At 50.9% G+C, this 14,596-nt stretch carries 17 protein-coding genes; 16 read left to right on the top strand and 1 reads right to left on the bottom strand.

Annotated elements, in window-relative coordinates; all coding sequences use genetic code 11:
- Positions 1-98: 98 nt before the first annotated feature.
- A complete protein-coding gene (pduF, locus tag ACJHX7_RS11765) occupies positions 99-908 on the bottom strand; it encodes a propanediol diffusion facilitator PduF (protein ID WP_001000047.1) in 810 nt (269 codons plus the stop codon).
- 511 nt (positions 909-1,419) lie between these two features.
- On the opposite strand from pduF, the gene pduA reads away from it, so the two are divergent.
- Genes pduA through ACJHX7_RS11685 form a run of 16 tightly spaced genes read left to right on the top strand, consistent with a single transcriptional unit; the run spans position 1,420 to position 14,596 of the window.
- Positions 1,420-1,704 (top strand): propanediol utilization microcompartment protein PduA, encoded by a 285-nt coding sequence (gene pduA / locus ACJHX7_RS11760; RefSeq protein WP_001183614.1) that lies wholly within the window; start codon positions 1,420-1,422, stop codon positions 1,702-1,704.
- A complete protein-coding gene (pduB, locus tag ACJHX7_RS11755) occupies positions 1,701-2,513 on the top strand; it encodes a propanediol utilization microcompartment protein PduB (protein WP_000097484.1) in 813 nt (270 codons plus the stop codon). Before pduA ends, pduB begins: the two co-directional genes overlap by 4 nt.
- Before the next feature lie 18 nt (positions 2,514-2,531).
- On the top strand, positions 2,532-4,196 hold the full coding sequence (gene pduC / locus ACJHX7_RS11750; RefSeq protein WP_001256917.1) for a propanediol dehydratase large subunit PduC: 1,665 nt from the start codon (positions 2,532-2,534) through the stop codon (positions 4,194-4,196).
- Between the two features lie 9 nt (positions 4,197-4,205).
- Positions 4,206-4,874, top strand: coding sequence for a propanediol/glycerol family dehydratase medium subunit (locus ACJHX7_RS11745; protein ID WP_094029877.1), 669 nt, complete (start codon positions 4,206-4,208; stop codon positions 4,872-4,874).
- 14 nt (positions 4,875-4,888) lie between these two features.
- A complete protein-coding gene (gene pduE, locus ACJHX7_RS11740) occupies positions 4,889-5,407 on the top strand; it encodes a propanediol dehydratase small subunit PduE (protein ID WP_061092878.1) in 519 nt (172 codons plus the stop codon).
- A 9-nt stretch (positions 5,408-5,416) separates the two neighbouring features.
- Complete coding sequence (locus tag ACJHX7_RS11735) at positions 5,417-7,249, top strand: diol dehydratase reactivase subunit alpha (protein ID WP_001608400.1); 1,833 nt, start codon at positions 5,417-5,419, stop codon at positions 7,247-7,249.
- Positions 7,239-7,589: a glycerol dehydratase reactivase beta/small subunit family protein gene (locus tag ACJHX7_RS11730; protein WP_000444012.1), complete on the top strand. Its 351-nt coding sequence runs from the start codon at positions 7,239-7,241 to the stop codon at positions 7,587-7,589. Before ACJHX7_RS11735 ends, ACJHX7_RS11730 begins: the two co-directional genes overlap by 11 nt.
- Positions 7,590-7,608: 19 nt before the next feature.
- The gene (gene pduJ, locus ACJHX7_RS11725; protein WP_001057752.1) at positions 7,609-7,884 is read left to right on the top strand and encodes a propanediol utilization microcompartment protein PduJ; all 276 of its coding nucleotides are present in this window, start codon (positions 7,609-7,611) and stop codon (positions 7,882-7,884) included.
- 23 nt (positions 7,885-7,907) lie between these two features.
- Positions 7,908-8,330 (top strand): BMC domain-containing protein, encoded by a 423-nt coding sequence (locus ACJHX7_RS11720; RefSeq protein ID WP_000814165.1) that lies wholly within the window; start codon positions 7,908-7,910, stop codon positions 8,328-8,330.
- A gap of 2 nt (positions 8,331-8,332) precedes the next feature.
- Positions 8,333-8,965: a phosphate propanoyltransferase gene (locus ACJHX7_RS11715; RefSeq protein WP_094029875.1), complete on the top strand. Its 633-nt coding sequence runs from the start codon at positions 8,333-8,335 to the stop codon at positions 8,963-8,965.
- Entirely contained in the window at positions 8,962-9,453 is a 492-nt protein-coding gene (pduM, locus tag ACJHX7_RS11710; RefSeq protein WP_001061900.1) for a microcompartment protein PduM, read from the top strand. Before ACJHX7_RS11715 ends, pduM begins: the two co-directional genes overlap by 4 nt.
- 3 nt (positions 9,454-9,456) lie before the next feature.
- On the top strand, positions 9,457-9,732 hold the full coding sequence (pduN, locus tag ACJHX7_RS11705) for a propanediol utilization microcompartment protein PduN (protein WP_000549827.1): 276 nt from the start codon (positions 9,457-9,459) through the stop codon (positions 9,730-9,732).
- A gap of 11 nt (positions 9,733-9,743) precedes the next feature.
- The gene (pduO, locus tag ACJHX7_RS11700; RefSeq protein WP_001029513.1) at positions 9,744-10,751 is read left to right on the top strand and encodes a two-domain cob(I)yrinic acid a,c-diamide adenosyltransferase PduO; all 1,008 of its coding nucleotides are present in this window, start codon (positions 9,744-9,746) and stop codon (positions 10,749-10,751) included.
- A complete protein-coding gene (gene pduP, locus ACJHX7_RS11695) occupies positions 10,748-12,133 on the top strand; it encodes a CoA-acylating propionaldehyde dehydrogenase PduP (protein WP_094029874.1) in 1,386 nt (461 codons plus the stop codon). The genes pduO and pduP overlap by 4 nt, the downstream gene beginning before the upstream one ends.
- A gap of 10 nt (positions 12,134-12,143) precedes the next feature.
- A complete protein-coding gene (locus ACJHX7_RS11690) occupies positions 12,144-13,256 on the top strand; it encodes a 1-propanol dehydrogenase PduQ (RefSeq protein WP_094029873.1) in 1,113 nt (370 codons plus the stop codon).
- Complete coding sequence (locus ACJHX7_RS11685) at positions 13,253-14,596, top strand: 4Fe-4S dicluster domain-containing protein (protein WP_094029872.1); 1,344 nt, start codon at positions 13,253-13,255, stop codon at positions 14,594-14,596. The genes ACJHX7_RS11690 and ACJHX7_RS11685 overlap by 4 nt, the downstream gene beginning before the upstream one ends.

Raw genomic sequence — 14,596 nt, 5'->3', positions numbered from 1 at the left:
AACAAAAGCCTCCGTGAAGCGGGAGACTTTTTAATAAGTTCGGAAAGCAGATCACAAACAGTAAAAAAATAAACGTTTATAACTGCCAGATTATTTCGTTATTCGCTGATTTCTTTAGGCGTTACACTATTGACAGGTAAATTCTTTGCAATGAGATAGCGATAAATCGCCGCACCAACACATGCCCCAATGATCGGTGCAATAATGGGTACAATGAAATAAGGAATATTGCGTCCACCAGTCATCGCAATTTCCCCCCAACCCGCAAACCAGGTGAAAATTTTAGGTCCAAAATCACGCGCTGGATTCATGGCAAAACCGGTTAATGGTCCGGTAGAAGCACCAATAACAGCAACCAGAATACCAATGAGTAAAGGCGCAAGCGGTCCTTTGGGTACGCCATTACCGTCATCGGTCAACGCCATAATCAACCCCATTAACATGGACGTTATGACCACTTCGACCAACGCAGCTTGCCATACATTAATCGCCGCTGCTGGATAAGTACTGAAGATACTGGCGAGTTGTAAACTTTCTGCGCTACCACGCACTATATTGTGAGCAGATTCAAAATCGGTAAACAAACTGCTGTAGAGAGAATATGCCAGAACCGCACCACCAAAGGCACCCGCTAATTGCGCCACACAAAATGGCAGCACTTTACGGGCTGGGAAAGAGGCAAACAGCCACAGAGCAATGGTAACTGCCGGGTTGAGATGAGCGCCGGAAATACCTGCCGTAAGGTAAACAGCAAGCGAAATCCCTAACCCCCAAATGATACAAATTTCCCACAGTCCCAGACTTGCCCCGGCAACTTTCAGGGCGCACAAACAACCAATGCCAAAAAAGAGGAACAGTCCGGTGCCCAAAAACTCGGCAACGCATTGCGCCTTGAGTGAATCATTCATAGTGACACCTTCTTTACGGAGTTTTTCTTTATCAGCCAACTATGCGCTGATTGTTGTGTATACCGAGCGCAACTATAAAAAATTGCTCTGCAGAAAATATTGCCAACATGCATGACAGACTCGTGTAAAAATCGTGCTAACATAACAAATTATTGTCATTGCCGAATCATGCAACACAGCGTTAATCAGTGTTGAAAGTAATAATTTCCACCAAACTTTTACAATAAAAAATTGCCATCATGACATAATAAAATTGAAACAAATATCACAGTTCCTTCCTCGAACCAAACTCAACGAAATATTATTCGCGATTAAACTCACTAGCCAACGCAATTAATTCACATTGAAACATCCACAAAACAACCAATAAATTAACAACATATAGTTCATAAAAGCAATTTTATTATATTTGTTCTCTATTAATTTTTCTCATTAGCCGATTAAGTCAGCCATTCTTTTTCCTCGCTTTTTTTTATAGTCATATCGTCAAAAAAATCCAGGCGAGGTCTTTATGCAACAAGAAGCGTTAGGAATGGTAGAAACCAAAGGCTTAACTGCCGCCATAGAGGCCGCAGACGCCATGGTGAAGTCGGCAAATGTTTTGCTGGTCGGCTACGAAAAAATAGGTTCCGGGCTGGTGACCGTCATCGTTCGTGGTGATGTCGGGGCGGTAAAAGCGGCAACAGACGCAGGTGCCGCAGCTGCGCGTAACGTCGGCGAAGTAAAAGCCGTACACGTTATTCCCCGCCCACATACCGATGTCGAAAAAATCTTACCAAAGGGAATTAACCCATGAGCAGCAATGAACTGGTCGAACAGATCATGGCGCAGGTCATCGCTCGCGTAGCGACGCCAGAGCATGAGGTTCTCCCGAAAACCACTCATCAAATACGAGAGACGGCTATGGCAGAAAAAAGCTGCACGTTAACAGAATTTGTTGGCACCGCTATTGGCGACACTGTAGGTCTGGTCATTGCGAACGTTGATAGCGCCCTGTTGGACGCGATGAAACTTGAAAAACGCTATCGTTCCATTGGCATTCTGGGTGCGCGTATTGGCGCAGGTCCACACATTATGGCCGCTGATGAAGCGGTAAAAGCCACCAACACTGAAGTTATTAGCATTGAACTTCCTCGCGATACTAAAGGCGGTGCCGGACACGGCTCATTGATCCTCTTAGGTGGCAACGATGTTTCCGACGTGAAACGCGGTATTGAAGTTGCCCTGAAAGAACTCGATCGGACCTTTGGTGATGTCTATGCCAACGAAGCCGGGCATCTTGAACTGCAATACACCGCCCGCGCCAGCTATGCACTGGAAAAAGCGTTTGGTGCACCATTGGGACGGGCTTGCGGCGTTATTGTCGGCGCTCCGGCTGCGGTGGGTGTTCTGATGGCCGACACCGCGCTGAAGTCCGCCAATGTGGATGTCGTGGCATACAGCTCCCCCGCTCAAGGCACCAGCTACAGCAACGAAGTCATTCTGATTATCTCGGGTGACTCCGGCGCAGTCCGCCAGGCGGTCATCTCCGCACGCGAAATCGGTAAAACCGTGCTTTCGACTCTCGGCGATACACCGAAAAACGATCGCCCTTCCTACATCTGAATTCTCTGAGGCAGATTTATGAGATCGAAAAGATTTGAAGCACTGGCAAAACGCCCGGTCAACCAGGACGGTTTCGTTAAAGAGTGGATTGAAGAAGGCTTCATTGCGATGGAAAGCCCGAACGATCCTAAACCGTCAATCAAAATTGTTAACGGCGTCGTTACCGAACTGGATGGAAAACCCGCCAGTCAGTTTGACCTGATCGACCACTTTATCGCCCGCTACGGCATCAATCTCGCGCGCGCAGAGGAAGTCATCGCGATGGATTCGGTAAAACTTGCCAATATGTTGTGCGATCCAAATGTCAAACGTAGCGATATCGTTCCCCTTACCACAGCAATGACACCTGCAAAAATCGTCGAAGTGGTTTCGCAGATGAACGTGGTAGAGATGATGATGGCGATGCAGAAAATGCGCGCCCGTCGAACACCATCACAACAGGCTCATGTTACCAACGTCAAAGATAACCCGGTACAAATTGCCGCCGACGCAGCTGAAGGCGCATGGCGCGGGTTTGATGAACAGGAAACCACCGTTGCCGTTGCTCGCTATGCACCGTTCAACGCCATCGCCCTGCTGGTCGGCTCACAGGTGGGACGTCCGGGCGTCTTGACCCAGTGTTCACTGGAAGAAGCCACCGAACTGAAACTCGGTATGTTAGGCCACACCTGTTACGCCGAAACAATTTCTGTCTATGGTACAGAACCTGTTTTCACCGATGGCGATGATACCCCGTGGTCAAAAGGATTTCTCGCGTCATCCTATGCTTCTCGCGGCTTAAAAATGCGCTTTACTTCCGGCTCCGGCTCTGAAGTACAGATGGGTTACGCGGAAGGCAAATCAATGCTTTATCTCGAGGCTCGATGTATTTACATCACCAAAGCCGCAGGCGTTCAGGGTCTGCAGAATGGTTCGGTAAGCTGCATCGGTGTTCCATCAGCTGTGCCATCAGGCATCCGCGCAGTATTAGCGGAAAACTTAATTTGCTCATCGCTGGATCTGGAATGCGCCTCCAGTAATGACCAGACCTTTACCCACTCGGATATGCGCCGTACCGCACGTTTCCTGATGCAATTTCTGCCAGGTACCGACTTTATCTCTTCCGGTTTTTCCGCTGTGCCGAACTACGACAACATGTTTGCTGGTTCAAACGAAGATGCTGAAGACTTCGATGATTACAACGTCATTCAGCGTGACCTGAAGGTTGATGGCGGGCTGCGACCAGTACGCGAAGAAGATGTTATCGCTATCCGCAATAAAGCCGCTCGCGCTTTACAGGCTGTCTTTGCCGGTATGGGACTACCGCCAATTACCGATGAAGAAGTCGAAGCGGCAACCTATGCCCACGGTTCGAAAGATATGCCTGAGCGCAATATTGTGGAAGACATCAAGTTCGCCCAGGAGATTATCAATAAAAACCGTAACAGCCTGGAAGTGGTGAAAGCCCTGGCGCAAGGCGGTTTTACCGATGTCGCCCAGGACATGCTCAACATGCAAAAAGCAAAACTGACCGGCGATTATCTCCATACCTCAGCCATCATCGTCGATGACGGACAAGTGCTCTCTGCGGTCAATGACGTCAATGATTACGCCGGACCAGCTACAGGTTACCGCCTGCAAGGGGAACGCTGGGAAGAGATCAAAAATATTCCCGGTGCACTTGATCCCAACGAAATTGACTAAGGGTGAGAAATGGAAATTAACGAAAAATTACTGCGTCAGATTATCGAAGACGTGCTGGCAGAAATGCAAACCAGCGACAAGTCCGTTTCATTTCGCGCACCTGTCTCTGCAACTGTCTCTTCAGTGCCAGATACCGGAAATTTTCTGACCGAAATTGGTGAAGCCCAACAAGGCACTCAGCAAGATGAAGTCATTATTGCTGTAGGCCCGGCGTTCGGCCTGGCGCAAACCGTCAATATCATCGGTATTCTGCATAAAAACATTTTGCGCGAAGTGATTGCCGGTATCGAAGAAGAAGGCATTAAAGCCCGTGTGATTCGCTGCTTTAAATCGTCCGATGTCGCATTCGTAGCAGTCGAAGGCGATCGTCTTAGTGGTTCAGGTATTGCTATCGGTATTCAGTCGAAAGGCACAACGGTTATCCACCAGCAGGGACTTCCCCCCTTGTCTAACCTGGAACTTTTCCCACAAGCGCCTTTGTTGACGCTGGATACTTATCGTCAGATTGGCAAAAACGCCGCGCGTTATGCGAAGCGCGAGTCTCCACAACCGGTGCCGACCCTCAACGATCAAATGGCGCGACCGAAATACCAGGCCAAATCTGCCATTTTGCATATTAAAGAGACGAAGTACGTGGTCACTGGCAAAAAACCGCAAGAACTGCGCGTGACGTTTTAACAAAGGAAACCTTCATGAATACCGATGCAATTGAGTCGATGGTCAGGGACGTGTTGAACCGCATGAACAGTTTACAGGGTGCAGCTCCTGTTTCTGCGGTCCCCAGCGCGTCAATACAGAGCGCCAAAGTGACGGATTACCCGCTGGCAAATAAACATCCGGAATGGGTTAAAACAGCAACCAATAAAACGCTCGACGATTTCACTCTGGAAAATGTGCTCAGCGATAACGTCACCGCCCAGGATATGCGCATTACCCCTGAAACATTGCGTATTCAGGCCGCGATTGCCAGAGATGCTGGTCGCGATCGCCTGGCGATGAATTTCGAACGCGCCGCTGAGCTTACCTCAGTACCGGATGATCGCATCCTCGAAATCTACAATGCGTTACGCCCTTATCGTTCGACTAAGCAAGAACTTATTGCCATTGCTGACGATCTTGAACGGCGTTATCAGGCCAAAATTTGTGCTGCATTTGTCCGTGAAGCTGCGGAACTTTATGTCGAGCGCAAAAAACTGAAAGGCGACGATTAAGGACGAACTATGCGATATATAGCAGGCATTGATATCGGCAACTCATCAACAGAGGTTGCGCTGGCAACGCTCAGTGCAACTGGAGAGTTGTCGTTCGTGAGTAGCGCCCTGGCGGAAACCACCGGAATTAAAGGTACGTTGCGTAACGTCCATGGTATTCAGGAGGCGCTCGCACAGGCAACGAAAAAAGTCGGCATCAATGTTAGCGATATTTCGCTTATTCGTATCAACGAAGCAACTCCGGTCATTGGTGATGTGGCGATGGAAACCATCACTGAAACTATCATCACCGAATCAACCATGATCGGTCACAACCCGAAAACGCCGGGCGGAGTGGGGCTGGGCGTAGGGCTCACCATCACTCCGCAAGAGTTATTAACATGCCCGGCGGACACACCCTACATTCTGGTGGTGTCATCGGCATTTGATTTTGCCGATATCGCAACGATGATAAACGCCTCCGTACGAGCCGGATATCAGCTGACTGGCGTTATTCTGCAACGCGACGATGGCGTACTGGTCAATAACCGCCTGGAAATTCCTCTCCCTATTGTTGATGAAGTCCTCTACATCGATCGTATTCCGCTCGGCATGCTGGCTGCAATTGAAGTTGCCGTTCCCGGGAAAGTTATCGAAACCCTGTCTAACCCGTATGGGATTGCCACCGTTTTCGCCCTCAATGCTGAAGAGACTAAAAATATTGTTCCTGTCGCGCGGGCGCTAATCGGCAACCGTTCAGCAGTGGTAGTGAAAACGCCTTCTGGCGACGTTAAAGCCCGTTCGATACCCGCCGGAAATATCGAACTGCTTTCTGCCGGGCGCACAACGCGGGTTGATGTAGCTGCTGGTGCCGATGCCATTATGAAAGCGGTCGGTGAGTGCCCAAAACTGGAAAACGTGACGGGAGAACCTGGCTCCAACATCGGCGGAATGCTGGAACATGTTCGCCAGACCATGGCTGAACTGACCAACAAACCCAGCAACGAAATTTTTATTCAGGATTTGCTGGCGATAGATACCTCTGTCCCCGTCAACGTAACCGGTGGTCTGGCAGGTGAATTTTCACTGGAACAGGCTGTGGGTATTGCCTCTATGGTGAAATCCGACCGTCTGCAAATGGCGATGATCGCCAGTGAAATCAAGCAAAAACTGCATGTTGATGTTCAGGTCGGAGGCGCAGAAGCAGAAGCCGCCATTCAGGGGGCCTTGACTACCCCTGGAACGACACGTCCACTGGCAATTCTGGACTTAGGTGCAGGCTCTACCGATGCCTCCATCATCAATCAGAAAGGGGAAATAGTTGCCACTCACCTTGCGGGAGCGGGCGACATGGTAACGATGATTATCGCTCGTGAGCTGGGCTTAAATGATCGTTATCTGGCAGAAGAAATCAAAAAGTACCCGTTGGCAAAAGTAGAAAGCCTGTTCCACTTACGCCATGAAGATGGCAGCGTTCAGTTCTTCCCTACTCCCCTATCCCCTCATGTATTTGCCCGCGTTTGTGTGGTGAAACCTGACGAACTGGTGCCTATTCCCGGTGATTTGACGCTGGAAAAAGTACGCGCTGTCCGTCGCAGTGCGAAAGAGCGTGTCTTCGTAACTAATGCCCTGCGTGCGCTGCGTCAGGTAAGCCCTGCCGGAAATATTCGCGACATTCCGTTCGTCGTTCTGGTAGGTGGCTCTTCGCTGGATTTCGAAGTACCGCAATTGGTCACCGACGCGCTGGCACATTATCGACTGGTCGCCGGGCGGGGGAATATCCGTGGTAGCGAAGGTCCGCGCAATGCGGTAGCTACTGGGCTCCTCATCGCCTGGCACAAGGAGTCGATTCATGGAAAGTAAAGAGCGTGCACCAGCCATCGTTGTCATGGAGATCGGTGACTGTATCACTACATGGGATGAAGTGCTTCTTGGCATTGAAGAGGAAGGTATTCCCTTTCGCATTCAACACATTCCGTCAGGTGAAGTTATCGATAGCGCCTGGCTGGCTGCTCGTCAATCTCCCCTGTTGGTTGGCATTGCCTGCGATCAGGAAAAACTGATTGTGCATTACAAAAACTTACCGGCATCAGCGCCACTGTTTACGCTGATGTATCAACAAGATAACCATGCCAGGCGCAGCATCGGCACTAACGCTGCCCGCCTGGTAAAAGGGATTCCCTTCCGGGAACTCCACTCATAATCCACAGGAGAAACGCAGTATGAACAACGCACTAGGACTGGTTGAAACAAAAGGGTTAGTTGGCGCAATTGAAGCTGCAGATGCCATGGTTAAATCCGCCAACGTGCAGCTGGTTGGCTATGAAAAGATTGGTTCGGGTCTGATTACGGTGATGGTCCGTGGCGATGTTGGCGCAGTAAAAGCCGCCGTTGATGCAGGAAGCGCCGCCGCAAGCGCCGTTGGCGAAGTGAAATCCTGCCATGTCATCCCGCGCCCACACAGTGATGTTGAGGCTATTTTACCTAAATCAGCATAACCCCATTCGCTAAGGAGCACAGCGTGAAGCAATCACTGGGATTACTTGAAGTCAGTGGTCTGGCACTCGCCATCAGTTGCGCAGATGCTATGGCAAAAGCCGCGTCCATCACGCTGGTTGGCCTTGAGAAGACCAATGGCTCAGGCTGGACGCTCATCAAAATCACCGGTGACGTCGCCTCGGTTAATGCGGCGATCGCGACGGGAGCCAGTTTCGCCGGACAGCGAAATGGCCTCGTCGCACACAAAGTGATTGCCCGTCCGGGAGACGGCATTCTGCCCCACACAACTGAAGCATTGACTGTGACGGTTGAAACAAGCGAAACACCAGCAACAACCGTCATCTCAGAGATTATCAGTTGTAATTTGTGTCTTGACCCGGCATGTCAGCGGCAAAAAGGTGAGCCCCGCTCACTTTGCCTGCACGCCAATAAGCGAGGGGAGTAACAGTGGATAAACAAACCTTGCAGGAAACAGTGAGCCAGATTCTGGATGAGATGCGCGAGCGCCCTATCCCTCTGGGTGTTTCCAGTCGTCATATTCATCTTTCAACAGCGGATTATTTGCGTCTTTTTCCTGAACAACCGATTAGCGAGAAAAAGCTGTTAATGCAACCTGGCCAATTCGCTGCTGAACAGTTTGTTACGCTGGAGGGACCAAAAGGTAAATTGCACAACGTTCGCTTGTTGGGGCCGCTACGCAATGCAAGCCAGGTGGAAATTTCCCGTACGGACGCCAGAACGTTAGGGATCACCGCCCCGCTACGCATGTCAGGCGATCTCAGCGGCACTCCAGGGATTCGTTTGATAAGCCCATTTGCGGAACTGGAGATCACATCTGGCGTCATTGTCGCGCAACGGCATATTCATATGTCTCCGCTGGATGCCCTGATTTATGGCGTTACGCATGGCGATAAAGTGGCGGTTGCCATTAAAGGTGATGAGCGACGACTGATATTCGAAAACGTCGCTGTTCGCGTCTCTCCGGATATGCGTCTTGAAATGCATATTGATACCGATGAAGCCAACGCCGCAGGGGCTGATAGCCCTGACGTTTTTGCCACACTGGTGTCAGTGCCATGAATAACATGCTGATGCAACGTATTGTTGACGAAGTGGTTTTTCGCCTTAAACAACGTGCGGGAAAAACACTCGTGCTGACTGTTTTTCAACTGCGAGACGCCAGCGTTCAAGAGATAGTTCATCAGTATGCATCATTACAAATCCGATATGTCGATCTGCCGTTGTTACGACAACTTGCGGAGAACAAAACGTCAGATCGAGCAGCAATTCAGATACACGAAGCGTTAGCCTGGGGATTGCACATTCAATTGTCGTTGCAGCGTCATTTCCTGAACGCCATTGAATTGAAGACTCTCGCCCGTCTACCGCTAAGCTGGTGCGACGAGCAAGGGCAACCGATCTACCTTCATCGTGATCGACTTTTAAGTTATGCCGATATTGCACAGTTAAGCTCGGGAATACTGGTGTTACAGCGAAAATGTTGTGTGACCGCACTGGCTCGTGAAGCGGCAATTACCCGAAATATTCAGTTAATCAGGCAGGAGTAACCTATGCATCTGGCTCGAGTCACTGGCGCGGTAGTATCCACGCAAAAATCACCTTCTCTGATCGGGAAAAAACTGCTGCTGGTTCGCCGGGTCAGTGCTGACGGCGAACTGCCTCTCACGCCATTAACCGGCGACGAAGTTGCCGTTGATTCCGTCGGCGCAGGCGTTGGTGAGTTGGTACTCCTCAGCAGTGGTTCCAGCGCCAGACATGTGTTTTCCGGCCCTAACGAAGCCATCGACCTGGCAGTGGTCGGTATTGTCGATACGCTTTCGCGCTAAGGAGCTGAAAGATGGCAATTTATACCCGAACAGGTGATTCAGGAAGTACGTCTTTATTTACCGGACAGCGCGTCAGCAAAACTCATCTACGTGTCGAAACCTATGGCACGCTGGATGAACTGAACGCGACACTCAGTCTGTGTTATTGCGCCACCGCCATCGAAAGCCATCGCATCTTACTGGAAGCCATTCAACAACAGATATTTTGGTTTAGCGCCGAACTCGCCAGTGAAAGCGAACAGCCGTCAGCGCAGCAGCGTTACATCGGTACAGAAGAAATTGCCGCGCTGGAAAACGCGATCGATAGCGCAATGAACGCCGTCCCTCCGGTTCACAGCTTCATTCTGCCTGGGCGATGTGAAGCTGCAAGCCGCATGCATTTCGCCCGCACGGTGGCTCGACGGGCTGAAAGACGTCTGGTTGAACTGACAACGGAAACCACCGTCCGGAATGTTTTGCTGCACTATATCAACCGACTTTCCGATTGCCTGTATGCCCTCGCCCGCGTGGAGGACAACGTTGCTCATCAAAACCTGATGATTCAGGAAATCACAAAACGTTATCACGAAGCCAACCACACACCAGCATTGAAGGAACGCACAATGCCGCTCACTTTTCAGGATCTTCACCAGCTCATTCGTAGTGCGGCAATGCGCGCAGATGAACTGCATATTCCCGTTGTCATCAGCATTGTTGATGCCAACGGAACAGAAAGTGTTACCTGGCGGATGCCTGATGCCCTGTTGGTCAGCAGTGAACTGGCACCGAAAAAAGCCTGGACTGCCGTGGCGATGAAAACGGCAACCCACAAACTTGCTGATACCGTGCAACCCGGCGCGCCGCTTTACGGGCTCGAAAGCCATATGCAAGGCAAAGTCGTCACTTTTGGTGGCGGCTTCCCCCTCTGGCGTGACGGAAAATTGCTTGGCGGGCTTGGCATCAGCGGCGGTAGCGTTGAACAAGACATGGATATTGCCCAAAGCGCAATGGCGGCAATTAACGTGGGAGTAAACCAATGAATAACTCTGAATTAGAAACACTGATCCGCAATATTCTGCGTGAGCAGCTTGCCCCCGCTACGCAACGAGCGCAAAGAAACGCTATTTTCCAGACTGTTGATGAAGCGGTCTGCGCAGCACACCAGGCCTTTTTACGCTTTCAACAGTGCCCGCTTAAAACCCGTAGCGCCATTATCAGCGCCATTCGCGAAGAATTAATGCCCCGCCTTACCGAACTGGCAGAAGAAAGCGCCAAAGAAACGGGGATGGGAAATAAAGAAGATAAGTACCTAAAAAACAAAGCGGCACTCGATAACACGCCAGGAATTGAAGATTTAACCACCACTGCACTAACCGGTGATGGTGGCATGGTTTTGTTTGAATACTCCCCGTTTGGGGTTATTGGCTCGGTCACGCCAAGCACCAACCCCACGGAAACCATCATTAACAACAGCATCAGCATGCTGGCAGCAGGTAATAGCGTCTACTTCAGTCCACACCCGGGAGCCAAAAACGTTTCGTTAAAACTGATTACCATAATCGAAGACATCGCGTTTCGCTGTAGTGGCATTCATAACCTGATCGTTACCGTATCTGAACCGACCTTTGCTGCTACCGAACAGATGATGGCGCACCCTAAAATCAGCGTTCTGGCGATTACCGGCGGTCCGGGGATCGTCGCCATGGGAATGAAAAGTGGCAAGAAAGTGATTGGTGCCGGAGCGGGTAACCCTCCGTGTATCGTCGATGAAACGGCGGATATTGTGAAAGCCGCCGAAGATATCATCAACGGCGCTTCATTTGATTACAACCTGCCGTGTATCGCTGAAAAAAGCCTGATTGTCGTGGCATCAGTGGCAGAGTATTTAATTCAACAGATGCAAAGCTTTGGCGCACTTCTTCTTAACCATGAACAAACGGAGAAATTGCGTGCAATTTGCCTGCCAGACGGTAGCGCCAACAAAAAACTGGTTGGGAAAAGCCCATCAGCCTTGCTGGAAGCAGCGGGCCTCCCTTTGCCCGCAAAAGCGCCGCGCCTACTGATTGCTGTTGTTGACGCCGGTGATAGTTGGGTTACGTGTGAACAACTGATGCCAATGCTGCCCATTGTGAAGGTCAACGATTTTGACAGCGCTCTCACCCTGGCGCTGAAAGTGGAAGACGGCTTGCACCACACGGCAATTATGCACTCGCAGAACGTCTCACGGCTCAACCTTGCCGCGCGCGTTATGCAAACCTCAATCTTTGTCAAAAACGGCCCCTCCTGGGCGGGTATTGGCGTCGGCGGCGAAGGCTTTACGACCTTTACCATTGCTACACCGACCGGAGAAGGGACAACGTCAGCACGGACTTTTGCCCGCTCACGACGCTGCGTGTTAACCAGCGGCTTTTCAATTCGCTAGAGAAACGGAAATGAATACTTTTTCACTGCAGACGCGTTTATACAGCGGACCGGGAAGTCTCAAGGTACTTAGCCGTTTCTCTCATAAACACATCTGGATTATTTGCGACGTCTTTCTGGAACGCTCACTACTCATTAACACGTTGCATCAGGCGCTGCCCGACAGTAATCGTCTTAGTATTTTTAGCGAAATAACGCCCGACCCAACTATCCAGACCGTGGTGAAAGGCATTGCGCAAATGCAGACTTTACGCCCGGATGTGGTTATCGGTTTTGGCGGCGGTTCTGCCCTGGACGCCGCAAAAGCGATTGTCTGGTTCGGTCGCCAGTGTGGCATTGAAATTGAAACCTGCGTAGCCATTCCTACCACCAGCGGTACCGGTTCCGAAGTGACCAGTGCTTGTGTCATCAGCGATCCTGAGAAAGGGATTAAATATCCCCTTTTCGATAATGCACTTTATCCGGATATCGCGATCCTTGATCCATCTCTGGTCGTCAGCGTGCCACCGGCGATAACGGCCAATACCGGGATGGATGTTTTAACCCATGCGCTTGAAGCTTATGTTTCTCCTCGCGCCAGCGACTTCACGGATGCACTGGTCGAAAAAGCCGTGCAAATTGTTTTTCAATACCTGCCCACTGCAGTGAAGAAAGGCGATTGTCTCGCCACCCGTGGCAAAATGCATAATGCATCGACACTTGCAGGAATGGCCTTTAGCCAGGCTGGACTGGGATTAAACCATGCAATTGCTCATCAACTCGGCGGACAGTTTCATCTGCCACACGGCCTGGCGAATGCGCTCCTGCTCACGGCGGTTATCCGCTTTAATGCTGGCGATCCGCGCGCAGCCAAACGCTACGCCCGGCTGGCGAAAACGTGCCATTTATGCCCGGACAACGCCAATGACACCGCCAGCCTGAATGCACTTATTCAACATATTGAGCAGCTTAAAACAACCTGTACGCTGCCGACTCTTACCAATGCGCTGAAAGAAAAAAAAGCAGAATGGTCAGTTCGCATACCAGATATGGTTCAGGCGGCACTGGCGGATGCAACGTTGCGTACCAACCCGCGTGCGGCTGATGCTTCCGCGATTGCAGAACTGCTCGAGGAGTTGTTATGAATGTCGGATTAACCTCCTGCGACGACCAGACCATCCGCGAGCGAGTACAAGCAGCAGGTGTCGTGGGTGCTGGCGGCGCAGGTTTTCCAACCCATATTAAGCTACAAGCGCGTGTTGACACGTTCCTGGTGAATGCGGCGGAATGCGAACCCATGTTGAAAGTGGATCAACAGTTAATGGCGCAGCAAGCCAGCCGCCTGCTTCGCGGTGTTCACTATGCGATGAAAGCCACCGGGGCCAGTAGCGGAATCATCGCGCTGAAAGAGAAATATCAACTGGCAATAAACGCACTCACCCCCCTATTACCACCGGATATCCGCCTGCATATTTTGCCCGACGTTTACCCCGCAGGAGACGAAGTGCTGACCATCTGGATGGCAACTGGTCGCCGCGTTCCACCCGCTGCATTACCCGTTAACGTCGGTGTGGTGGTTAATAATGTTCAAACCGTACTTAATATTGCCAGAGCCGTCGAGCAACAGTATCCAGTGACGCGCCGCACACTCACCGTTAATGGTGCAGTGGCGAAACCAATAACGGTAACCGTCCCCATCGGCATGTCTTTACGTGAAGTCCTGGCGCTGGCGGGCGGCGCAACAGTGGATGCTCCTGGTTTTATCAATGGCGGGCCGATGATGGGAAGTTTGATCACATCGCTCGACACACCAGTCAGCAAAACCACTGGCGGCTTGCTGGTTTTACCCAACTCTCATTCACTGATCCAACGTCGAATGCAGAATGACCGCAGCGTACTTGCCGTCGCGAAAACTGTTTGTGAGCAATGCCGCTTGTGTACCGATCTCTGCCCACGTCATTTAATCGGTCACGAACTGGCACCCCATTTATTAGTACGTGCGGTTAACTACCAACAGCTCGCTACGCCACAACTGTTACTGACGGCGCTCACCTGTTCGGAGTGCAACGTCTGCGCCAGCGTCGCCTGTCCGGTAGGAATTTCACCAATGCGCATAAACCGCCTGCTTAAGCAGGAATTACGCGCACAAAATCTCCGTTACGAAGGTACCTTAAATCCTGCAGATCCCATGGCAAATTATCGACTGATTCCCGTAAAACGGCTGGTAACCAGACTGGGCTTAACCCCGTGGTATCAGGATGCGCCATTGTCTGAACAGGTGCCTCAGCCCGAAAAAGTGACATTATTGTTACGCCAGCACATCGGTGCCAGCGCAATTGCGTGTGTACAAAAAGGCGATCGCGTCGTTCATGGGCAATGTGTAGGTCAAATTCCACACGGCACATTAGGTGCCCCCATTCATGCCAGTATTGATGGCATGGTCAGCGATGTGACAGAAAACGCGATTACGCTTGTGAGAGGTTAA

It is taken from the genome of Escherichia sp. WS1451 (genome assembly GCF_046487365.1).
In the GTDB taxonomy this organism is placed as follows: domain Bacteria; phylum Pseudomonadota; class Gammaproteobacteria; order Enterobacterales; family Enterobacteriaceae; genus Escherichia; species Escherichia coli.
Note: the sequence above shows the minus strand (reverse complement) of the source record. Positions and strands in the feature narration are given on the sequence as shown.

Coding starts and splice junctions, on each gene's coding strand:
- pduF (WP_001000047.1), bottom strand. CDS start 908: ATGAATGATTCACTCAAGGCGCAATGCGTTGCCGAGTTTTTGGGCACC.
- pduA (WP_001183614.1), top strand. CDS start 1,420: ATGCAACAAGAAGCGTTAGGAATGGTAGAAACCAAAGGCTTAACTGCC.
- pduB (WP_000097484.1), top strand. CDS start 1,701: ATGAGCAGCAATGAACTGGTCGAACAGATCATGGCGCAGGTCATCGCT.
- pduC (WP_001256917.1), top strand. CDS start 2,532: ATGAGATCGAAAAGATTTGAAGCACTGGCAAAACGCCCGGTCAACCAG.
- ACJHX7_RS11745 (WP_094029877.1), top strand. CDS start 4,206: ATGGAAATTAACGAAAAATTACTGCGTCAGATTATCGAAGACGTGCTG.
- pduE (WP_061092878.1), top strand. CDS start 4,889: ATGAATACCGATGCAATTGAGTCGATGGTCAGGGACGTGTTGAACCGC.
- ACJHX7_RS11735 (WP_001608400.1), top strand. CDS start 5,417: ATGCGATATATAGCAGGCATTGATATCGGCAACTCATCAACAGAGGTT.
- ACJHX7_RS11730 (WP_000444012.1), top strand. CDS start 7,239: ATGGAAAGTAAAGAGCGTGCACCAGCCATCGTTGTCATGGAGATCGGT.
- pduJ (WP_001057752.1), top strand. CDS start 7,609: ATGAACAACGCACTAGGACTGGTTGAAACAAAAGGGTTAGTTGGCGCA.
- pduM (WP_001061900.1), top strand. CDS start 8,962: ATGAATAACATGCTGATGCAACGTATTGTTGACGAAGTGGTTTTTCGC.
- pduN (WP_000549827.1), top strand. CDS start 9,457: ATGCATCTGGCTCGAGTCACTGGCGCGGTAGTATCCACGCAAAAATCA.
- pduO (WP_001029513.1), top strand. CDS start 9,744: ATGGCAATTTATACCCGAACAGGTGATTCAGGAAGTACGTCTTTATTT.
- pduP (WP_094029874.1), top strand. CDS start 10,748: ATGAATAACTCTGAATTAGAAACACTGATCCGCAATATTCTGCGTGAG.
- ACJHX7_RS11690 (WP_094029873.1), top strand. CDS start 12,144: ATGAATACTTTTTCACTGCAGACGCGTTTATACAGCGGACCGGGAAGT.
- ACJHX7_RS11685 (WP_094029872.1), top strand. CDS start 13,253: ATGAATGTCGGATTAACCTCCTGCGACGACCAGACCATCCGCGAGCGA.